This is a genomic window from Mycolicibacterium vinylchloridicum (genome assembly GCF_013404075.1).
Taxonomy (GTDB): Bacteria; Actinomycetota; Actinomycetes; order Mycobacteriales; family Mycobacteriaceae; genus Mycobacterium; species Mycobacterium vinylchloridicum.
Map to the genome: position 1 here is coordinate 71,442 of NZ_JACBJQ010000024.1, position 21,303 is coordinate 92,744.

Consider the following 21,303-nt stretch of genomic DNA (forward strand, 5'->3'; position numbering starts at 1 on the left):
CTTACGGCCGTGACGAATACCGGACCCCTGGCCGGGGTGAGAGTGATCGAGCTCGGCGGGATCGGGCCGGGGCCGCACGCCGGGATGATCCTGGCGGACCTGGGTGCCGACGTGGTCAGGGTGCGGCGTCCCGCCGGGGGTTTGACGATGCCCGCCGAGAACGTCGACCTCCTGCATCGCGGGAAGCGGGTCGTCGACCTGGACGTCAAGTCCGAACCGGGAGCGCTGCTGGACCTGGCTGCCAGGGCCGACGTCCTGCTGGACTGCTTCCGGCCCGGCACCTGTGAGCGCCTCGGCATCGGACCCGATGACTGTGCGGCGGTCAATCCGGGTTTGATCTTCGCCCGCATCACCGGCTGGGGGCAGGATGGGCCGCTGGCGTCGACCGCCGGCCACGACATCAACTACCTGTCGGCGACCGGTGCGCTGAGCGCCATCGGCTACGCCGACCGTCCGCCGGTCGCGCCGCTGAACCTCGTCGCCGACTTCGGCGGCGGCTCGATGCTGGTGCTGCTCGGCATCGTGGCCGCCCTCTACGAGCGCGAGAAGTCGGGTGCGGGTCAGGTGATCGACGCCGCGATGGTCGACGGGGTCAGCGTGCTGTCCCAGATGATGTGGACGATGAAGGCGACCGGGAGCCTCAAGGACCGACGCGAATCGTTCCTGCTCGACGGCGGCGCGCCCTACTACCGGACCTACCAGACCGCCGACGGCGGGTACATGGCGGTCGGTGCGATCGAGCCGCAGTTCTTCGCCCAGTTGCTGGCAGGCCTCGGGTTGTCGACCGACGCCGTGCCGGAGCAATCCGACGTCGCGCGCTATCCGCAGATGCGGGAGCAATTCGCATCGATCTTCGCCGGCAAGACCCGAGAGGAGTGGACGGCGATCTTCGCCGGCACCGACGCGTGCGTCACCCCCGTGCTGAGCTGGTCCGAGGCTGCCTCGAACGAACACCTTTTGGCGCGCCGAACGCTCATCGACATCGACGGGACCCAGCAGGCTGCCCCCGCGCCGCGGTTTTCCCGCAGTGCCGCCGGCCCCGTCGGTGTGCCGCCACAGGAAACAACGCCACTGACCGAACTCGGCTGGTAATCGGCGAACTGCGCCAAAGCCGACACGGTCGGTCGTTTCGGTAGTTATGTTTGCTGGTATGGCGGTTCGGGCATCGCGTGAAATCGTGATCGACGCCCCGCCGGAGGCTGTTCTCGACGCGCTCGCCGATGTCGAGTCAGTGCCGGTGTGGTCGCCGATTCACAAGGACGCCCATGTCGTGGATCGCTACGACGACGGCAGGCCGCGCCGCGTCAAGGTCACCATCCGCATGTTCGGCTTCTTGGATCACGAGATCCTCGAATACCACTGGGGCCGGGACTGGGTCGTCTGGGACGCCGACCGCACCGCGCAACAGCATGCCCAGCACGTCGAGTACACCCTTGCGCGCGAGGGCGATGCCACGCGGGTCCGCTTCGACGTCACCGTCGAACCGTCCGCGCCGCTGCCGCAGTTTCTGGTCAAGCGCGCCAAGAAGACGGTGCTCGCCGCCGCGACGGAAGGCCTGCGCCGCTTCGTCCTGAACGGCAAGGCGTCAGCCGCGCCCGGCTAGATCAGAGTGGGCGAGCCGTCGGATCGCCTCGTCGAGGGTGTCGTCACGCTTGCAGAAAGCGAAGCGCACCAAGTGATTCCACGCGCCGATGTGCGGGGACGCCGGGTCGCAGAACGCCGACATCGGGATCGCCGCCACCCCGGCCCGGCCGGGTAGCTCGGCGCAGAACGCGGTGCTGTCGGTATAGCCCAGCGGCCGCGGGTCGGCGCACAAGAAGTAGGTGCCCGCGCTGTCGTGCACCCCGAAGCCCAGCTCGGTCAACGCTGCCGCGAGCCGGTCGCGCTTGGCCTGTAGCGAATCGCGCAGCGCACTCACCCACGCCTCTTCGAAGTTCAGTGCGTAGGCCACCGCGGGCTGGAACGGGGCGCCGCCCACATAGCTGAGGTACTGCTTGGCCGCCCGCACACCGGCGATCAGATCCGGGGCGCCGCAGGCCCAGCCGATCTTCCAGCCGGTGCAGTTGAACATCTTGGCCGCGCTCGAGATCGTCACAGTCCGCTCCGCCATACCCGGGTAGGCCGCCAGCGGCAGATGCGACTTGGCGTCGAAGACTAGATGCTCGTACACCTCGTCGGTGATCACCAGCAGATCCGCGTCGACGGCCAGTGCCGCCAGTGCCCGCAGATCGTGATCCGAGAGCACCATGCCGGTGGGGTTGTGCGGCGAGTTCACGATCAGCGCCCTGGTTCGCGGGGTCACCGCGGCGCGAAGCGCGTCGATGTCGAGGGTGAAACCGCGGCCGTCGGGGACCAGCGGCACGGCCACCCGCCGGCAGCCGGCCATCGCGACGACGGGGGAGTAGGAGTCGTAGAACGGCTCGATCAGCAGCACCTCCGAGCCCGGTTCGACCAGGCCGATGACGGCGGCCGCGATCGCCTCGGTGGCGCCGACGGTGACCAGCACCTCGGATTCCGGGTCGTACTCGACGCCGTACTGCCGCTTGCGCTGGGCGGCGATCGCCTCGCGCAGTGGGGCGATGCCCAATCCGGGCGGGTATTGGTTGACGCCCTCGGCGATCGCCTTCTGCGCGGCCTCCAGCATGCCGGCCGGACCGTCCTCGTCGGGGAAGCCCTGGCCGAGGTTCACCGCGCCGATGCGTGCGGCGAGCGCCGACATCTCGGCGAAAATCGTCACCGCGTACGGCTGCAACCTCGAGACCGTCATGATCGCGGAGCTTAGTCGGAGACCGATCATCTGCAGTTTCGTCATTTACGATCGGCCGATGAGGTCGCTGTTGCGCTCGGGTGTGGTCGCGATCGTCGCGGCGTTGGCGATCCTGCTCAGCCCGGGTGTGGCGATGGCCGATCCGTCCGGCTCCCAAACCGGTGTCTATGGTGACCCGGCCGCGGCGGCGCCGTACTGGGCGGCGCAGTCCCTGGAGGACAACTGCGGGGCCATGTCGGTGGCCGACGTTGTCGGACAACTCACCGGGGAGCGCCCGACCGAGGCGCAGATCCTCTTGGTCGCCGAGCAGACGCCGTCGGAGATGAACCCCGGCATCAAGATCTACCAGCCCGACACCGGCGGTATCTCCGTCGGCGATCTGCCGGTACTGCTCAAGCACTACGGCATCGCATCGGTGAACAGCGATACGTCGGGACCGGATGCGACCGGCCTGAACGCCCTCGAGCACTACCTCGGAGCCGGCCGCAAGGTGATCGCCTACGTCAACTCCGCACTCATCTGGGACACCGACGACCAGCGGACCGCCGCCGACCACTTCGTCGTCGTGACCGGCGTCGACAGCACCAACAACGTCGTGCACCTCAACGATCCGGGTGCCGACGAGGCGAACACGAAGATCCCGGTCGCCACCTTCATGAAGGCCTGGGACACCTCGAACGATTCGATCATCGTCACCGCCGCACAATGACCCTGAGCGACTGCCCAACCATCCGGTTGGGCGGGCTTGGTAGGCTTCGCGATCAGAGGACGACTGTCGAACGATCGTCACGCCAATTCCGAACAGGACCTGGAGAAAACACACATGTCCGAAGAAGCCTTCATCTACGAGGCCATCCGAACTCCGCGCGGTAAGCAGCGCGGTGGCTCGCTCAACGAGGTCAAGCCGCTGAACCTCGTGGTCGGGCTGATCGAGGAACTGCGCTCGCGCTTCCCCGACCTCGACGAGAACCTGATCAGCGACGTCATCCTGGGCTGCGTCTCCCCGGTCGGCGACCAGGGCGCCGACATCGCCCGCACCGCGGTGATCGCGGCAGGCATGCCCGACACCGTCGGCGGCGTCCAGCTCAACCGGTTCTGCGCCTCGGGCCTGGAAGCCGTCAACACCGCCGCGCAGAAGGTCCGTTCCGGCTGGGACGACCTGGTGCTCGCCGGCGGCGTCGAGTCCATGAGCCGTGTCCCGATGGGCTCCGACGGCGGTGCGATGTTCACCGACCCGGCCACCGTGTTCGACAACTACATCGTGCCGCAGGGCATCGGCGCCGACCTGATCGCGACCATGGAGGGCTTCTCCCGCGAGGACGTCGACGCCTACGCCGCACAGTCCCAGGAGCGTGCAGCTGCGGCGTGGTCGGGTGGCTACTTCGCCAAGTCCGTGGTTCCGGTACGGGACCAGAACGGCCTGCTGATCCTCGACCACGACGAGCACATGCGCCCCGGCACCACCGTGGAGAGCCTCGGCAAGCTGAAGTCCGCCTTCGAGGGACTGGCCGCGATGGCCGGCTTCGACGACGTGGCGCTGCAGAAGTACCACTGGGTCGAGAAGATCAACCACGTCCACACCGGCGGCAACAGCTCCGGAATCGTCGACGGCGCCGCGCTGGTGCTGATCGGTAGCGAAGCTGCGGGCAAGTCCCAGGGCCTGACCCCGCGGGCGCGCATCGTGGCCACCGCCACCAGCGGCGCCGACGCGACGATCATGCTGACCGGCCCGACGCCGGCCACCCGCAAGGTCCTCGACCGTGCCGGACTGACGGTCGACGACATCGACCTCTTCGAGCTCAACGAGGCCTTCGCGTCGGTGGTGCTGAAGTTCCAGAAGGACCTGAACATCCCCAGCGAGAAGCTCAACGTCAACGGCGGCGCGATCGCGATGGGTCACCCGCTGGGTGCCACCGGCGCGATGATCACGGGAACCATGGTCGACGAGCTCGAGCGCCGCGGTGCCAAGCGCGCGCTCATCACGCTGTGCATCGGCGGCGGCATGGGTGTCGCCACCATCATCGAGAGGGTTTAAGGAAAAGTCATGGCAGAGAACACGATTGCGTGGGACAAGGATGCCGACGGCATCGTCACGCTGACGATGGACGACCCGACCGGTTCGTCCAACGTGATGAACGAGCACTACAAGGAGTCCATGCACAAGGCCGTAGAGCGCCTTGTCGCCGAGAAGGATTCGATCACCGGTGTGGTGGTCACCAGCGGCAAGAAGACCTTCTTCGCCGGCGGTGACCTCAAGGCCATGATCACCGCAGGCCCGGAGAACGCCGGCGAGATCTTCGCCGAGGTTCAGGACATCAAGGCAGATCTGCGTGCACTGGAGACCCTGGGCAAGCCGGTGGTGGCCGCCATCAACGGCGCTGCGCTCGGCGGAGGCCTGGAGATCGCGCTGGCCTGTCACCATCGCATCGTCGCCGACGTCAAGGGTGTCCAGATCGGCCTGCCCGAGGTCACCCTCGGGCTGCTACCCGGCGGCGGTGGCGTCGCCCGCATCACACGGATGCTCGGTATCCAGAACGGCTTCGTGAACGTGCTGTCGCAGGGCACCCGCTTCAAGCCGGCTGCGGCCAAGGACAATGGCCTGGTTGACGAAATCGTCGGCAGTGTAGAGGAATTGGTTCCGGCCGCCAAGGCGTGGATCAAGGCCAACCCGGAGTCGCACACCCAGCCCTGGGATGCCAAGGGCTACAAGATGCCCGGCGGCACCCCGGCCACCCCGGCGCTGGCGGCGATCCTGCCGTCGTTCCCGTCGCTGCTGCGCAAGCAGCTCAAGGGCGCGCCGATGCCGGCCCCGCGGGCTATCCTGGCCGCCGCGGTCGAAGGCGCGCAGGTGGACTTCGAGACCGCCTGCCGCATCGAGAGCCGCTACTTCACCGAGCTGGTCACCGGGCCGATCGCCAAGAACATGATCCAGGCGTTCTTCTTCGATCTGCAGACCATCAACTCCGGTGGTTCGCGGCCCGAGGGCATCGGCAAGACCCCGATCACCAAGATCGGTGTGCTCGGCGCGGGCATGATGGGCGCGGGTATCGCCTACGTCTCGGCCAAGGCCGGTTTCGACGTTGTGCTCAAGGATGTTTCGCTCGAAGCCGCGCAGAAGGGCAAGGGCTACTCCGAGAAGCTGGAGGCCAAGGCCGTCGAGCGCGGCAAGACCACCGCAGAAAAGTCGGCGGCCCTGCTCGGCCGGATCACTCCGACCGCCGATCCCGCCGACTTCTCCGGCGTCGACTTCGTCATCGAGGCGGTCTTCGAAAACCAGGAACTCAAGCACAAGGTGTTCCAGGAGATCGAGGACATCGTCGAACCCAACGCGATCCTTGGCTCCAACACCTCCACGATGCCGATCACCGGTCTGGCCAGTGGGGTGAAGCGCCAGGAGGACTTCATCGGGATCCACTTCTTCTCGCCGGTCGACAAGATGCCGCTGGTGGAAATCATCAAGGGCGAGAAGACTTCCGACGAAGCGCTGGCCCGGGTGTTCGACTACACGCTGGCCATCGGCAAGACCCCGATCGTGGTCAACGACAGCCGCGGCTTCTACACCAGCCGCGTCATCGGAACCTTCGTCAACGAGGCGCTGGCGATGCTCGGTGAGGGTGTCGAGCCGGCCTCGATCGAGCACGCGGGTACGCAGGCCGGCTACCCGGCAGCGCCGCTGCAGCTGTCCGACGAGCTCAACCTCGAGCTGATGCACAAGATCGCGGTCGCCACCCGCAAGGGCGTCGAGGAGGCCGGTGGCACCTATGAGCCGCACCCGGCCGAGGCCGTCGTCGAGAAGATGATCGAAATCGGGCGTCCGTCAAAGCTTTCCGGCGCCGGCTTCTACGAGTATGTCGACGGTAAGCGCACTCAATTGTGGCCGGGGCTGCGGGAGACCTTCTCCTCGGGCACGTCGACTCCGCCGCTGCAGGACATGATCGACCGGATGCTGTTCGCCGAGGCGCTGGAAACCCAGAAGTGCTTCGACGAGGGCGTGATCACCTCGACGGCCGACGCCAATATTGGCTCGATCATGGGCATCGGCTTCCCGCCGTGGACCGGCGGTGCCGCGCAGCTGATCGTCGGCTACCCGCACGGCGGCAAGGCCGGGTTCGTGGCCCGTGCCAAGGAGCTGGCCGCCAAGTACGGCGAGCGGTTCAACCCGCCGGCGTCACTGCTGTAGGTCGTCGACAAGACGCGAAAACCCCCGAAACCACCAATTTTCGGGGGTTTTCGCGTCTGCTCACGCTCCTACGGTGTACGGCGGAACCGGACGATGTCCCGTCGCAACACCCTGTCGAAGATTGTCGTCGCCATGCGTCCTCCACAGTTAGGTAACCCTAACTATGGACCACGTGGAAGGTCTTGTCACAGCCACGGTTAGCGTGAGCCCGTGGGCGACGGCGCAGCGACGATCAGCAGCAGACTGGCTGTCAGCCTGGCCGGATACGGCCACGCGCCATGCATCGAGTTCAAGGGCCGGTGGTACTCCGGTGACGAGATCGCCGCCTACGCCAACGACATCGGCGCGGCACTGCGCGCGGCCGGCGTCGCCGACGGTGCAGCGGTGGGGGTGGTGGCCCGCAACCGGCCACCCCACGCGGCTGCCGTGGTGGGCCTGCTGGGCGCCGGCCGGTGGGTGTCGATGATCTATTCGTTCCAGTCTGCGGAGGCGATCGGCCGGGACATCGAGCAGTTGGGGCTGGCCGCCGTCGTCGCCGACCGCGAGGACTGGACCGAGCCAGCGATCGCAGCGGCGCGCCGCGCGGGCACGGCGGGTATCGCGGTCTCGCTGAAACCGCCCACCGTGGGACTGGTTTCCGGCATCGAACGGGTGTCGGACGAGTTGCGCGCGGCGGGACGGGACGGCTCGGCCGGTCTGCGGGTGCTCACCAGCGGAACCACCGGCCCGCCCAAACGCCATGTCATCCCGGCGTCGGTGCTGGAGCACACCGTGGCCAGCGTGGCGATCGGCGGGGCCCGCGCCGACGACCCACCCGAGCTGATGTACTGGCCGCTCGGCGGGATCGGCGGGGTCTGTCAGGTGATCACCGGTGCCTACCTCGGCAAGCGCATCACCCTGCTGGAGAAGTTCAGCGTCGCCGAATGGGTGCGCGTGGTGAAGACCTACGGCATCCGCCGCTGCGGGCTGCAGCCCGCAGCGGTACGGATGCTTCTGGATGCCGACCTGCCCCGCGAGGACCTCGCCTCGCTCGAGTACGTGATCAGCGCGGCTGGCCCGCTGGATCCCGAAACCCGCGACGCCTTCGAGGAGCGTTACGGTGTGCCGGTCCTGTTGGCTTACGGTGCAACGGAATTCGCTGGCTCGGTGTGCACGTGGACGCCTGAGCTCTACCGCGAGTTCGGTGCGGTCAAGCGTGCGAGCTCGGGGCGGGTGATGCCGAATACCGAGGTCCGCATCGTCGACCCGGGCAGCGGCGGCGAGCTGGCGCTCGGCGAGCAGGGTGTGTTGGAAGCCAGGATCGCGGCCATCGGCCCGGACTGGATCCGCACCAACGATCTCGCCGCCATCGATGCCGACGGTTTCATCACGCTGCACGGGCGGGCCGACGGGGCGATCAACCGCGGCGGGTTCAAGGTCCTGCCGGAGATCGTTCGGCGGGTGCTGGTCTCCCACCCGTCGGTGCGCGATGCCGCAGTGGTCGGCGTTCCCGATGCCCGGCTCGGCGAGGTGCCGTTCGCGGCGGTCGAAGCGATCGCCGGGGCGCCGGCACCGGAGCCGGCCGAACTGATCGGTATGGTCCGCGATGCGCTACCGAAGCACTGCGTGCCCGTCGCGGTGGTCGTCGTCGACGAGTTGCCACGGAACCCGTCGCTGAAAGTCTCCCTTCGCGACGTGGCCGCGATGTATACCGGCGCCCCGTCTTAGGCGTCCCGCGCGTCGGGGCATTGCCAGGATGGTCGCTACCGGACCGGCGACGGGCGGCGAGGTGAGTGCCCGGCCTCGGCCGGCCGCCGCACAATCGCAAATCCGCTATGCCGACTTTTGTTGGTCGATGACCTGCGACAAACGTGGGGCTTGGCGATGTCGGCAAACATTGGTGTGGCATGCCCGTTGCAATTCCGAGACCTCAGTTGCTGGACGAATTGCCTATCGTTAGGTTTGTGCATGATTTGCCGTCGCTCAAGATTCGGGTAAGTGCTTCTGATCTCGACATTTATTGGGAACGGATAACTGGACACCAGTCCGGAGTGTATTTGCCTCGGCGGCGAAAATTTTTTGCTGAACTGATGCATCTCAGGTTGTTCTCAGCTATATTTTGCGGTGTTGCAGCCTTACGCCAGGGGATATGAGGAGGCAAGGGGGAGCGTTGGCCCCTCCCAGCTGGGAGGGGCCGATTGCCGTCCAGGGCCCGTCGTATCACGATTGCGGGCATGACCGACCTCTGCCATCTACCCGCCCACGAACTCGTCCGCGTGATGGCCACGGGTGCGGTCTCCTGCCGCGAGGTCCTCGACGCCCACCTGGCCCGCATCGACGCAGTCAACCCCGGGCTCAACGCCCTGATCGCCGCGGCTGACCCGGATGCGCTGCGAGGATCTGCCGAGGCGGCCGATCGCCGGGTCGCGCGGGGTGAGCCGCTGGGCCGGGCACACGGGCTACCGGTGGTGGTCAAGGACGTGATGCTGGTGTCCGGGCTGGTCTGCTCGGGCGGCAGCCCCGCGCTGCGGGCGATCGCCGACCGCGATGCGACGGTGGTGTCCCGGCTGCGTGCCGAAGGAGCGATCGTGCTGGGCATGACCAACGTGCCGGAGATGGGGCGCGGCGGCGAGTCCAACAACAACCTGTACGGGCGCACCAACAATCCGTTCGATCACACCCGCACTCCGGGCGGAAGCAGCGGCGGATCGGCGGCGCTCGTCAGCGCCGGCGCGGCGGCGCTGAGCGTGGGCTCCGACGGCGGCGGCAGCATCCGCCAGCCGTCGCACAATTGCGGTATCGCCGGACTCAAGCCCACGCATGGCCGGATCCCCAGGACCGGCAGCGTATTCGGCGACGCGCCAGGCATTTTCAGCCCCTTCAACTGCTATGGACCACTGGGGCGTTCGGTCGCCGACCTTCAGTTGGCACTGTCGATCATGAGCGGCCCGGATCTCGGTGATCCGTATGCCGCCGCCGCGCCGGTCGACGATCCCGGCGACGTCGACGTTGCCTCGCTGCGGGCGGCGGCGTATCTCGACGACGGCGTCTCCCCGCCGGAGGCGCAGGTCGCCGCCGTCGTCACCGCGGCAGCCGACGCCGTCGCCGACGCCGGTGCGGCCGTCCGCTGGGATCAGCCGGAGTGCCTGAACCGGACCATCGAATTGCTCTGGAAATCGGTCTTTCTCGGCGGTGACCGGGGCAGGGGCTTCGAGGCCGACTTGGCTGCCATGGGTGCGACCGATCCCTCAGAAGAACTCGCCGAGTTCCTGCGGCAGGCCCGCGACGTCGAGTTCACGGTGACCGAAGCCAGGAATCGACTGGTCGACATCGACACCTTCCGGCTCGACATGTTGGCTTTCATGGCCGACTACGACGTGATCATCGGACCGGCCATGCCGGGCCCGGCCAAGCCGCACCATCACGGGCTGGTGGAGATCAGCGACTTCTCCCATCTGATGGCGCACAATCTGACCGGCTGGCCAGCGGTCGTCGTCCGGTGCGGAACGTCGTCGGAAGGGTTGCCGATCGGTGTCCAGATCGCTGCCCGGCCGTGGCAGGATGCCACCGCGCTGGCGGTCGCCGCGCACCTCGAGGCAACCTTGGGCGGCTGGCAGCCGCCGCCGTAGAGTCGGGGCATGCGATTCGGACTGTTCATTCCCCAGGGCTGGCGATTGGATCTGGTCGGCATCCCTACTGAAAAGCACTGGCAGGTAATGCGTGATCTGGCCGATCACGCCGACGCGGGACCGTGGGACTCGCTGTGGGTCTACGACCATTTCCACACCGTGCCGGTGCCCACCGACGAAGCCACTCACGAGGCGTGGACGCTGATGGCCGCCTACGCGGCGAGCACCTCGCGGATCAAGCTCGGGCAGATGTGCACCGCGATGAGCTACCGCAACCCGGTGTACCTCGCCAAGGTCGCGGCGACCACCGACATCATCTCCGGCGGTCGGGTGCAGATGGGCATCGGCGGCGGCTGGTACGAGCATGAATGGCGCGCGTACGGCTACGGGTTCCCCTCCGCGGGTGTGCGGCTGGCCCGGCTCGACGAGGGTGTGCAGATCATGCGCGACGCCTGGCGGGACGGAAAGGTGAGTTTCGAGGGCAAGGAATACCAGGTCGACGGTGCGATCGTTGCTCCGAAGCCGCTGCAGGAGAGCGGGATTCCACTGTGGATCGCGGGCGGCGGGGAGAAGGTGACGCTGAAGATCGCCGCGAAATACGCGCAGTACACCAACTTCACCTCCGAACCCGAGGGCTTCGAGCACAAGTCGAAGGTGCTCGCCGAGCACTGTCGGGAGGTGGGCACCGATTTCGATGCCATCGTGCGCTCGGCCAACGTGAACGCGATCATCGGCAGCTCGACTGACGACGTCGCGCAGCGGGTCAAGCGGGTGCGCGACCGGTTGGCCGGGATCTGCGGTGACGCTGCCGCCGACGCGATGATGACGACGGTCAGTGCGCCAGGCTCGGCCGCGGGCACGCCGGAGCAGGTCGTCGAGAGCCTGACGGCGCTGCGCGAGCTGGGGTGTGAGTACGTGATCTGCTATTTCCCGGAGGCGGCCTACGACCGGTCGGGCATCGAGCTGTTCGAGCGTGAGGTGATTCCCGCGCTCGCGTGAGAAGAGCGTGCATTTAAATGAGAATGTGGTTTCCATCCGCGGCCAACAGTGTTGTACGATCCGCGTACCGACATGGACTACGGAGGATGCCGCTATGCAAAAGGCCTTGGCGCCCGAAATCTCCACTTGGCCGGACGAGAACCCGCAGCTGATCGGCAGTGAATGCGCCAGCTGTTCGGCCGTGGTCTTTCCCCGTCAGGACCGCTGCCCGCGGTGCAGCGCGGCCGGCATGAGCGAGGTCAAGCTGCCCCGGCGCGGCACCCTGGTGGCCTGGACCACCCAGGGCTTCCCGCCCGGTGCGCCCTACATCGGCCCCACCGGTAAGGACTTCGTCCCGTTCGGCGTGGGCCTGGTGCAGCTCGACGGCGTCGTGCGCGTCGAGGGCCGGCTCACCGAGAACGATCCGGAGAAGCTGAAGTGGGGCATGGACGTCGAACTGACGATGATCCCGTTCGCCACCGACGCCGACGGCAACGAGATCGTCACGTTCGCGTTCGCGCCGGCGGAGGCCTAACGACATGACTAACGACGTCGCGATCATCGGTGTCGGCCTGCACCCGTTCGGGCGGTTCGAGAAGACCGCCATGGAGATGGGGGCCGAGGCAATCGCGTTGGCGCTCAAGGACGCCGGCGCTGAGTGGAAAGACATCCAGTTCGGCTTCGGCGGCAGCTATGAGGTGTCCAATCCGGACGCGGTGACGCGTCTGGTCGGCCTCACCGGGATCACGTTCACCAACGTCTTCAACGCCTGCGCCACCGCGGCCAGCGCCATCCAGCAGACCGCGGACACCATCCGGCTCGGCAAATACGACATCGGCATCGCGGTGGGCCTGGACAAGCACCCGCGCGGCGCCTTCACCGATGACCCCGCGAAACTGGCTCTGCCGCAGTGGTATGCGCAGAACGGCCAGTTCGTCACCACCAAGTTCTTCGGCATCAAGGCCAACCGGTACATCCACGAGCACGGTATCTCCGAGGAGACGCTGGCCCGGGTGGCCAACAAGAACTTCCGCAACGGTGTGCTGAACCCGAATGCGTTCCGCCGCAAAGAGATTTCCGTCGAGGAGATCATGGCGTCGCCGGTGCTGAACTACCCGTTGCGGCAGTTCATGTTCTGCGCGCCCGACGAGGGGGCCGCGGCGGTCATCATGTGCCGCGCCGATATCGCCCACAAATTCACCGACAAGCCGGTTTACGTGCGTGCCAGTGAGATTCGCACCCGTACCTACGGCGCCTACGAGGTGCACGGCACCTCCGCGCCGCTCGACGAGGACGTGTCGCCGACCGTCTACGCCGCCAAGGCCGCCTATGAAGAGGCCGGGATCGGGCCCGAGGACGTCGACATCGCACAGCTGCAGGACACCGACGCCGGTGCCGAGATCATCCACATGGCCGAGACCGGTCTGTGCGCCGACGGCGACCAGGAGAAGCTGCTGGCCGACGGCGAGACCGAGATCGGTGGCTCACTGCCGATCAACACCGACGGCGGACTCATCGCCAACGGCGAGCCGATCGGCGCTTCGGGACTGCGGCAGATGCACGAACTGGTGCGTCAGCTGCGCGGCGAGGCCGGTGAACGTCAGGTGCCGGGCAACCCCCGCATCGGGCTCGCGCAGGTCTACGGAGCACCCGGAACCGCCTCGGCGACAATACTTTCGCTCTAGACGTTCGTCTCCTGGCCGAGGAACCCCTGGACTGCCTGCAGCAGGACGAGCACTTCGATCAACGACGCCGTGGTGACCAGGCCGGCGGCCGCGGCGATCGGAAGGCCGATCGCGTTGACCAGACCGTTGATCACGTCGCCGGACAGTGCTTGCGCAATCCCGCCGAGGAACAGGTTGATCCCGTAGGCGGGCAGCATCGTGACGATCGCGTTGACGATGTCGACCGTCGGCAGCACCGCCGCGTACAGCGCCGCCGTGGAGTTGGAGATGTTGTAGGCGATGTCGGTGGTCACCGTCTGCAATGCACTGATGACGCTGGTCGGTGTCGGCAATGTGGGTGCCGGGCCCGGCTTGGGCGGTGTCAGCGCCGCGAGTTCCTGCCACATCACTCCGCCCGCGCTGACGTCAGCGACGAAGTCGCCGATGCCCTGCTGGACACCCGCGAAGAACAGGCTGGCGACCTCACCCCAGTCGACATCGGGGATGATGCCGAAAGTTGTCTGCTGGTTGGCGAATCCCTCGTTGGACCAGCCGTACTTTGGGTCGCCGTAGCCCAGGTTCACGATGACCTTCAACGCGGGCTGCAGCAGATCGGCGACAGGGTCGCCGATCACCGGAATCAGGCGCAGCGGTTCCAGCAGCGGCAGGTTCTCGGTGGGGATGATGTAGTACTTCTGGCTCGGGTCGGTGGTCGGCAGCGCAATGGCCGTATCCACCTGCTGCTGGGTGAGTTGGGCGTACTTGGTGTGGACGAAGATGATGCCCAGTCCGGCATTGAGAACCGACACGACATTCAGCGGGTAGCGGGGGAAGTCGGCGAACCCGTCATATTCGAGCGTGTAATTCGTTGTGGGGAAAGCATTTTCAGGGGTAGCACCGTAAAATGGCAGGCCGAGGCTCGGCAGGTTCAGCCCGGGGAACCGGGACAGCATTCCGCCGTTGGGGTTCATCTCGTTGCCGACCAGCACGAAGTTCACCGGTGTGTCCGCGGGCAGCTGGCTCATGATCAGCGAGGAGATGATCGCGCTCTGCGAATAGCCGAACACCGTGGCCGTATTGCCTGCGGCGACCTGCTGGGCGATTGCCGCGGCGAGGATGTCGATGCCCTGCTGGACCGACACGTTCAGCGGCAGGCTCTTCACGCCGGTGATCGGGTACAGCCCCTCGGGGGTGTCCAGCTGGAACGGGACGGATCCGGGGTAGCTCGGATTGATGTAGAGATCGAAAACGCTCTGGATATACGTCGGCTTCGGGATCGGAACCCCGCTGGGGCCCATGATCAATGCGGTGTTCTGTGCGGCGAGCGCCTGGACCGATCCTTCCGGTGCCAGCGATACCGCTGCGGCAGGGCGAGCCGACAGGCCGGTGTCGCGCCGGCTGTAGGCCAGCGCGGCCAACTCCAGCGTGGAGCCGGCGGCGGGGGTATCGGGCGCCGACGGGTCGGCTGCGGCGGACTTGGCGGTTGCCACCGAAGTGACGGACTGGGCTCGCACCGTCGCGGTCGGGCGGCTGCGGGCCGATGTCGCGTGGGGTGCGGCCTTCTTGGGGCCGGCGGTGGTGCCGGTGTCGCCGGACGCCGAGCGGGCGGAGCCGGCGTGCGCAGAAAATCCCGCCGAGTCGGCGTCATCGGCCCACGCCACCGCGCCGTTGAACACCGCGGCGCCCACTCCCAGCGCGACCGCCAAGCCACCAACTCGACCAATGAAGCCTGCTGCCCTCACGAACGCCCCTTCGTCACCCGACCACGTTTGTAGCGAAGACTAGCGGGTCATCGCTGCGTTCGCTGTCAGATTTGTTTCCCGCGTGCAGCGTTCATCTAATCGAGAGATGAACTTTTGCTGTTGGCGCGCAGCGGCAATCTTTGACGGCGTCAGGATCAGATCGCAGGGCCGAGCAGGTCGTCGGCGTCGGTGATGATGTAGCCGTAGCCCTGTTCGGCCAGGAAGCGCTGCCGGTGCGCGGCGTACTCGGCGTCCAGACTGTCGCGGGAGACCACCGAGTAGAACACCGCACCGCCGCCGTCGTGCTTGGGGCGCAGCAGCCGGCCCAGCCGTTGCGCCTCTTCCTGGCGCGAGCCGAACGTTCCCGAAACCTGAACGGCCACTGAGGCTTCCGGCAGGTCGATGGAGAAGTTCGCCACCTTGGAGACGACGAGCGTCTTGACCTCGCCGTTGCGGAACGCGTCGAACAGCGCCTCGCGCTCGGCGTTCTTGGTCGAGCCCTGAATCACCGGCGCGTCCAGTTCGGCGCCGAGCTCGTCGAGCTGGTCGAGATAAGCGCCGATCACCAGCGTCGGCTCGCCGGGATGTTTGGCCAGAATCGACTTGACCACCGCGATCTTCGAGTGTGCGGTCGAGCAGAGCCGGTAACGCTCTTCGGGTTCGGCGACTGCGTAGAGCATCCGCTCGTTGTCGGTCATCGTGACGCGGACCTCGATGCACTCCGCAGGCGCGATCCAGCCCTGCGCCTCGATGTCCTTCCACGGTGCGTCGTAACGCTTGGGCCCGATGAGGCTGAAGACGTCGCCCTCGCGGCCGTCCTCCCGGATGAGCGTCGCGGTGAGTCCGAGCCGCCGGCGCGACTGGAGGTCGGCCGTCATCCGGAACACTGGTGCCGGCAGCAGGTGCACCTCGTCGTAGATGATCAAGCCCCAGTCGCGGCTGTCGAACAGCTCCAGATGCCGGTACTCGCCCTTGGTGCGCCGGGTGATGACCTGATAGGTGGCGATGGTGACCGGCCGAATCTCCTTGCGCTCACCGGAATACTCGCCGATCTCCTCCTCGGTCAGCGATGTCCGCGCGATCAGCTCGCGCTTCCACTGCCGGCCCGCGACGGTGTTGGTGACCAGGATCAGCGTCGTCGCCCCGGCCTTGGCCATCGCGGCCGCGCCCACCAGCGTCTTGCCCGCCCCACACGGCAGCACCACCACACCCGAGCCGCCGTCCCAGAACGAGTCGGCCGCCATCTGCTGGTAGTCGCGGAGTTCCCAACCGTCCTGCGCCAGCTCGATCGGGTGGGCTTCGCCGTCGACGTAGCCCGCGAGGTCCTCGGCGGGCCAGCCGATCTTCAACAACATCTGCTTGACCCGGCCGCGCTCGCTGGGATGAACGATGACGGTGTCGTCGTCGAGGCGTGCGCCCAGCATCGGGGTGATCTTCTTGTTGCGCAGCACCTCTTCGAGCACCGCCCGGTCGAGGCTGACCAGCGTCAGGCCATGGGCCGGGTGTTTGACCAGCTGCAGGCGGCCGTAGCGGGCCATCGTGTCGACGATGTCGACGAGCAGCGGCTGTGGCACGGCGTAGCGCGAGAAGCTGACGAGCGCATCGACCACCTGCTCGGCGTCATGGCCGGCGGCACGGGCGTTCCACAACGCCAGGGGAGTGATGCGATAGGTATGGATGTGCTCTGGCGCGCGCTCCAGCTCCGCGAACGGGGCGATCGCCGCCCGGGCGGCCCCGGCCAGCTCATGATCGACCTCGAGCAGCACGGTCTTGTCGGACTGCACGATCAACGGGCCTTCAGTCATAACCGTCCATTATCCAGCGTCGGCCGACATCACCGACGTCACGCGGTGCACCGCGAACTCGCGCGGGCGGCCCTGGGTGGGATCCCAGGCCAGCAGCTGCCCGCCGCTGACCGTGAGCGGGCGCACCACCCGCTGGGTGGCCACACCGGCCGCGTCCACATAACCGATCAGCACGTCCTTGTGTTCCATCGCGGCCTGCTGCAGCAGCGCCATCGACACCGCAGGGTCCAGGCGCACGTTGGCGAACGGGTTGGCGGAATCAAGTCTGCGCAGCATGGCCACCACCGACGCCAGGGTCTCCGGGCTCGGTTTGGGCAGTGCGCGCAACAGGCGGCGGTGCGTAGGTATCGACACTCGGGCGCCGCGCTGGCGCAGGTCGACGATCGCGCCCGAGGAGTCCTCGGCGGCCGGTGCGAAGCCTGCCGCCCGCAACGCGGCGAGCAGCTCGCCGATCGGCGCCTGGGACACCGCGACCGTCGGGGCCAGCAGCCGCACCTCGAGGTGCTCGAGGGCCGGGGCTGCCACCGCGTGGGCGAGCAGCGTCGGGTCCTCGCACCGCAGGAACGACGACGCCATGCCGACGCGCAGCTGCCCGTGCCGGCGGGCCACGTCGTTGATCAGATAGGTTAACCCTTGGGGGACAGGTGTTTTCGAATGCCGCTCGAAGAATGTGTGCAGCGCGCCCGCGTTACGGCCGGTGTCCAGTGCGTGTCGGATCGACGCCTCGCTGACCCGGTACACCGTCGCGGCGCCCGCCGATTCCACCGCGGCCACCGCCGCGAGTTGGTCGGCCAGATCGCGTTGCAGCGGCCCGGGCACCACCACTGTCAGGTCCGCCTGCACCAGGAAGTGGTCGATCGGTGCGGGCAGAACCTTGTCCATCGCATCGACGGCGGCGTTCTCGTCATCGGCCAGCAGCACCCGGGCCGGTGTGCTCAGCGCCCCGCGGCCGACCAGACCGAGGGTGTGCGCCTCGTCGAGCAGATGCGCGACGGGTTCGGGTTGCAGCCGCGCCGACCACCGCGGCCGGCGCCAGATCAGTGCCTGCGAGGCATGCAGCGCATCCACACCCGAACCGGGCGGGAGGTCGGCCAGCAGGTCCAGCAGCAAACGCCGGTCCAGTGGAGCTGCCGTGGAGTACAGCGAATCAGACAGTGCCGCATAGGGTTTGCCGTCAGGGCCACGGCTGCCGATGAGGCCGGGCCGGGACGGAAGATCCAACCAGGTGGTGGCAAGCAGGTGCCAGCGCGCAGCGGTGGGCGTCTCCAGGAACCGGTCGGCCGCCACCGTCGGCGTCCAGTAGGGGCCGGAGCCGTCTACCGGTTCCGGATCGGGTGTGCCGCTGGCGATAAGTCCGGCCGCCGAACTGATCTCGAGTACCAGGCCGAGGCGTTGTTCGTCGATGCCGGTGAGCTTGGTCAGCCGCTTGGCCTCACGCACCCCCAGCCCGCCGCTGCGCAGCTCGGGGACGGGTGCGGCGGAAAGGGTTTCGATCACCAGCTCGGTCTCGCGGATCAGATCCAGCAGGGCGCCGGCCGCCGCGGCGTCGACGTCGGCGACGGTGGTCGTGCTGGTCGTCGGGTCCGGCGCGCTCAGTTGGACCGGGCCCGGCTCCTCGCCGCGTAGCACCTGGCCGACGTGACGTGGCAGGATCACCGTCTCTTCGTCGAGCTGGCGCAGAAGTCCGGCTGCAAGCAGCCGCGGCACCGGCCGGTCGGCGGGCGCACCGGGAGCGGCGTCGCGGGTGCGGCCCACCGGCGAGCCCGTCAGCAGCCGCTCGAGCAGTTCGGTCTGGGCTTCCTCGAGCGCGTCGATGGCCGCAGAGATCTCGGCCCCGGACTTCGATGAGTCTTCGAGGATGGCTTGGCCGGGATACCAGGGCAGCCCGGCGGCGGCCTCGGCCGACACCCGCACCGCGGCGTCGTCGCCCCACACAAGGGCCCGCTCGCGCAGATCGTCCAGCGCGGTCAGCACCGACTGCTCGTCGGCGCGCTCGCCGATGAGCGACAGGAGCTTGGCCACCGGCACGGCGGCGGTATCGGCATGCAGCACCAGTAGCCCGTCGAGGACGGCGAGGTGCAGGAAGTCCAGTTCGTCGGTGGCAGCCTTGACCGACTGCCGGGCCACTGCCCGCGCGGCCAGCGCCGCGATGCTGCCGGGTGCGGGTTGAGCGAGGTCCGGCCGTAGTTCCAAGAGGCGGATCAGCCCGTCGTCGGGCAGATCGGCCAGCCAGGCGCCCAGCGGCACACCTGGGACGGACACGTCAGTCATTGTTGACCAGCGTAAAACAGCCGCCTGTGTGCACAAGCCGGCCGGAGGAATGTCAGAATGTTGCCGTGGCTGAGAACAAGACAAGGTACGTCGACAACGGCTGGCCGACCACCGATCCCGACGACCACGCCGTGAGCGAGTTGGCCGCCGACCGCGTGGGCGCGCTGTCCCCGTTCGGCGACATCACGTTCCCGGTGGACGCCGCCGAGCTGCCGTATCTGCATCCGGTCACCGTCGTCAACAAGTAACCGGTGACCAGCGGACCGCAGCCCCGCCTCTCGCACCTTGACGAGCACGGTGCGGCGCGCATGGTCGACGTCACCGAAAAGGCCGCCACCACCCGCACCGCGGTGGCAGCGGGCACTGTCCACACCACCGCAGAGGTGGTCGCCCTCGTCGCCTCCGGCGGCCTGCCCAAGGGCGACGCTCTGGCGACCGCACGGGTGGCCGGCATCCTGGCGGCCAAGCGCACGAGTGACCTGATCCCGCTGTGCCATCACCTCGCACTGACCGGGGTGGACATCGACTTCGCGATCTCCGAGGACCAGGTCGATGTGACCGCCTCGGTGCGCACCACCGATCGCACCGGCGTCGAGATGGAGGCGCTCACCGCCGTCAGCGTCGCCGCCCTGACCTTGTACGACATGATCAAGGCTGTCGACCCCGCCGCGCACATCGATGACATCCGGGTGCTGCGCAAGGAAGGCGGCAAGACCGGCCTGTGGGTGCGCGAGACGTGAGCAGCCGGTCGGCGCGGGTCGTGATCGCGTCCACCCGGGCCGCAACCGGCGTCTACGAAGACCGCACCGGCCCGATCATCGTCGCCTGGCTCGCCGAGCGCGGGTTCGACGTCGGCGACCCTATCGTGGTGGTCGACGGCAGCGCCGTCGGCGACGCTCTGCGCGCGGCGATCGACGCCGAAACCGACGTCGTGATCACCTCCGGCGGGACCGGGATCTCGCCGACCGACGCCACTCCCGAACAGACGCTGCGGGTTCTCGACTACCAGATTCCCGGGCTGGCCGATGCCATCCGCCGCTCCGGCCTGCCGAAGGTGCCGACGTCAGTGCTCTCGCGTGGCGTATCCGGGGTCGCCCGGCGCACGCTGGTGGTCAACCTGCCCGGGTCGACCGGCGGGGTACGCGACGGGCTTTCAGTGCTCGCCGACGTTCTCGACCATGCGCTGGACCAACTGTCCGGAGGAGACCACCGCTCATGACACGCATCCTGCGGGCCGCACTCACCGACGGGCCCATCTCGCTGACCGAGCACGAGCAGCTCGTCGCCAGCGATGCCGCCGGCGCGGTGGTCGGTTTCTCCGGGATGGTGCGCAACCACGACGGCGGCCGGGACGTGGTGCGGTTGGAGTACTCGGCGCACCCGCACGCCGAACAGACGCTCTTCGAGGTGCTCGCCGAGGTGGCCGCACGGTCCACCGGCGTGCGGGCGATCGCCGCCAGCCACCGGGTCGGCACGCTTCACATAGGCGACGCGGCCCTGGTTGCCGCCGTGGCGGCCGACCACCGCGGGGCGGCGTTCAGAGCGTGCGAGTTGCTCGTCGACACCGTCAAAGCGCGGCTACCGGTATGGAAGCACCAGTTCTTCGCCGACGGAACCGACGAGTGGGTGAATTCGGCCTGAGCCGCTTACTGGGCCGGCGCGGGAGCGTCCGGTGCCAGTACGACCGGTGCGGGGGCGGGAGCAGGAGCACCCGGAGCCGGGAGCGGAGCGTTCGGGTCGCCCGGGGGCGTACCCATGCTCGGGTCGTTGGCCACCGGAGTGTTCAGCGGGCGCTGGGTCAGCGCCAGTAGCGCATCGCCCCGACTGACCTGCTGGGTCTGGACTGCGTGCCACAGCTCCTTGAGGTAGGTCAAGTTCGGGCCGTCCTGCGGACCCTCCGGCTGGTCACTGGTTCCCGGCGGCAGGTTCTCCGGGCTCATCAGGTGCGGGATGCCGTCCGGCAGCTGACCTGCCGGGCTGGCGGCCACCACGTCGGTGCCCGGGGCGGGCGCGGCGGCCGGGTCAACCGGTGCCGGAGCCGGAGCCGGAGGCAGCGTCGGCGGAACCGCGGGGTCGGCCGGGGCCTGGGGCACGAAATGGATGGACGACGCCTGGACGGTGATGGTCTGCTCGTCGGGGACTGCGGGCGCCTCGGGGGCGGGCAGCTGCAGAGCGGCGTCGACGACGGGCTCCGCGGCCGGCGGGGCGATCTCCTGAGCGACCGCGACGACCTCGGGTTGCGGGGCCGGCGGGAGGTCGGCCGGGGCCTGTCTCTTATCCCCATCTGA

18 protein-coding genes and 1 pseudogene are annotated in these 21,303 nt (G+C 67.9%); 14 read left to right on the top strand and 5 right to left on the bottom strand.

The window, feature by feature from the left end:
* Window positions 1-9: 9 nt before the first annotated feature.
* On the top strand, window positions 10-1,092 hold the full coding sequence (locus HPC46_RS20285) for a CaiB/BaiF CoA transferase family protein (protein WP_179473181.1): 1,083 nt from the start codon (window positions 10-12) through the stop codon (window positions 1,090-1,092).
* A gap of 58 nt (window positions 1,093-1,150) precedes the next feature.
* Entirely contained in the window at window positions 1,151-1,603 is a 453-nt protein-coding gene (locus HPC46_RS20290; RefSeq protein WP_179473183.1) for an SRPBCC family protein, read from the top strand.
* On the opposite strand, the gene HPC46_RS20295 is transcribed toward HPC46_RS20290, so the two are convergent.
* A complete protein-coding gene (locus HPC46_RS20295) occupies window positions 1,586-2,767 on the bottom strand; it encodes a pyridoxal phosphate-dependent aminotransferase (RefSeq protein ID WP_179473185.1) in 1,182 nt (393 codons plus the stop codon). The genes HPC46_RS20290 and HPC46_RS20295 overlap by 18 nt on opposite strands.
* A gap of 58 nt (window positions 2,768-2,825) precedes the next feature.
* Between HPC46_RS20295 and HPC46_RS20300 the strand changes: the two genes are divergently transcribed.
* From HPC46_RS20300 to HPC46_RS20335, 8 genes are all read left to right on the top strand, one after another.
* Window positions 2,826-3,476, top strand: coding sequence for a C39 family peptidase (locus tag HPC46_RS20300; RefSeq protein ID WP_179473188.1), 651 nt, complete (start codon window positions 2,826-2,828; stop codon window positions 3,474-3,476).
* A gap of 114 nt (window positions 3,477-3,590) precedes the next feature.
* On the top strand, window positions 3,591-4,802 hold the full coding sequence (locus tag HPC46_RS20305) for an acetyl-CoA C-acetyltransferase (protein WP_179473190.1): 1,212 nt from the start codon (window positions 3,591-3,593) through the stop codon (window positions 4,800-4,802).
* 9 nt (window positions 4,803-4,811) lie between these two features.
* A complete protein-coding gene (locus tag HPC46_RS20310) occupies window positions 4,812-6,947 on the top strand; it encodes a 3-hydroxyacyl-CoA dehydrogenase NAD-binding domain-containing protein (RefSeq protein ID WP_179473192.1) in 2,136 nt (711 codons plus the stop codon).
* A gap of 210 nt (window positions 6,948-7,157) precedes the next feature.
* A complete protein-coding gene (locus HPC46_RS20315) occupies window positions 7,158-8,654 on the top strand; it encodes a class I adenylate-forming enzyme family protein (protein ID WP_179473194.1) in 1,497 nt (498 codons plus the stop codon).
* 506 nt (window positions 8,655-9,160) lie between these two features.
* A complete protein-coding gene (locus HPC46_RS20320) occupies window positions 9,161-10,555 on the top strand; it encodes an amidase (RefSeq protein WP_179473196.1) in 1,395 nt (464 codons plus the stop codon).
* A 9-nt stretch (window positions 10,556-10,564) separates the two neighbouring features.
* Window positions 10,565-11,554, top strand: a complete 990-nt coding sequence (locus HPC46_RS20325; protein WP_179473198.1) for an LLM class F420-dependent oxidoreductase — start codon at window positions 10,565-10,567, stop codon at window positions 11,552-11,554.
* A 94-nt stretch (window positions 11,555-11,648) separates the two neighbouring features.
* The gene (locus HPC46_RS20330) at window positions 11,649-12,068 is read left to right on the top strand and encodes a Zn-ribbon domain-containing OB-fold protein (RefSeq protein WP_179473200.1); all 420 of its coding nucleotides are present in this window, start codon (window positions 11,649-11,651) and stop codon (window positions 12,066-12,068) included.
* A gap of 4 nt (window positions 12,069-12,072) precedes the next feature.
* Entirely contained in the window at window positions 12,073-13,218 is a 1,146-nt protein-coding gene (locus HPC46_RS20335) for a thiolase family protein (protein ID WP_179473202.1), read from the top strand.
* Here the strand turns inward: HPC46_RS20335 and HPC46_RS20340 are convergent.
* From HPC46_RS20340 to HPC46_RS20350, 3 genes are all read right to left on the bottom strand, one after another.
* A complete protein-coding gene (locus HPC46_RS20340) occupies window positions 13,215-14,939 on the bottom strand; it encodes a PE-PPE domain-containing protein (protein WP_179473204.1) in 1,725 nt (574 codons plus the stop codon). The genes HPC46_RS20335 and HPC46_RS20340 overlap by 4 nt on opposite strands.
* Window positions 14,940-15,094: 155 nt before the next feature.
* A complete protein-coding gene (locus tag HPC46_RS20345; RefSeq protein WP_179473206.1) occupies window positions 15,095-16,744 on the bottom strand; it encodes a DNA repair helicase XPB in 1,650 nt (549 codons plus the stop codon).
* 9 nt (window positions 16,745-16,753) lie between these two features.
* A complete protein-coding gene (locus HPC46_RS20350) occupies window positions 16,754-19,015 on the bottom strand; it encodes a helicase-associated domain-containing protein (RefSeq protein WP_179473209.1) in 2,262 nt (753 codons plus the stop codon).
* A gap of 65 nt (window positions 19,016-19,080) precedes the next feature.
* On the opposite strand from HPC46_RS20350, the gene HPC46_RS20355 reads away from it, so the two are divergent.
* The 4 genes from HPC46_RS20355 to HPC46_RS20370 are packed head-to-tail and all read left to right on the top strand — an operon-like array spanning window position 19,081 to window position 20,656.
* Window positions 19,081-19,263 (top strand): hypothetical protein, encoded by a 183-nt coding sequence (locus HPC46_RS20355; RefSeq protein ID WP_179473211.1) that lies wholly within the window; start codon window positions 19,081-19,083, stop codon window positions 19,261-19,263.
* Window positions 19,264-19,266: 3 nt separating this feature from the next.
* Window positions 19,267-19,755 (top strand): cyclic pyranopterin monophosphate synthase MoaC, encoded by a 489-nt coding sequence (gene moaC, locus HPC46_RS20360; RefSeq protein ID WP_325096715.1) that lies wholly within the window; start codon window positions 19,267-19,269, stop codon window positions 19,753-19,755.
* Complete coding sequence (locus tag HPC46_RS20365; protein ID WP_179473213.1) at window positions 19,752-20,234, top strand: MogA/MoaB family molybdenum cofactor biosynthesis protein; 483 nt, start codon at window positions 19,752-19,754, stop codon at window positions 20,232-20,234. The genes moaC and HPC46_RS20365 overlap by 4 nt, the downstream gene beginning before the upstream one ends.
* Entirely contained in the window at window positions 20,231-20,656 is a 426-nt protein-coding gene (locus HPC46_RS20370; RefSeq protein WP_179473215.1) for a molybdenum cofactor biosynthesis protein MoaE, read from the top strand. Before HPC46_RS20365 ends, HPC46_RS20370 begins: the two co-directional genes overlap by 4 nt.
* Before the next feature lie 5 nt (window positions 20,657-20,661).
* Here HPC46_RS20370 and HPC46_RS20375 read toward each other — a convergent pair.
* Window positions 20,662-21,303, bottom strand: a pseudogene (locus HPC46_RS20375) (transglycosylase family protein); the annotation flags it as partial.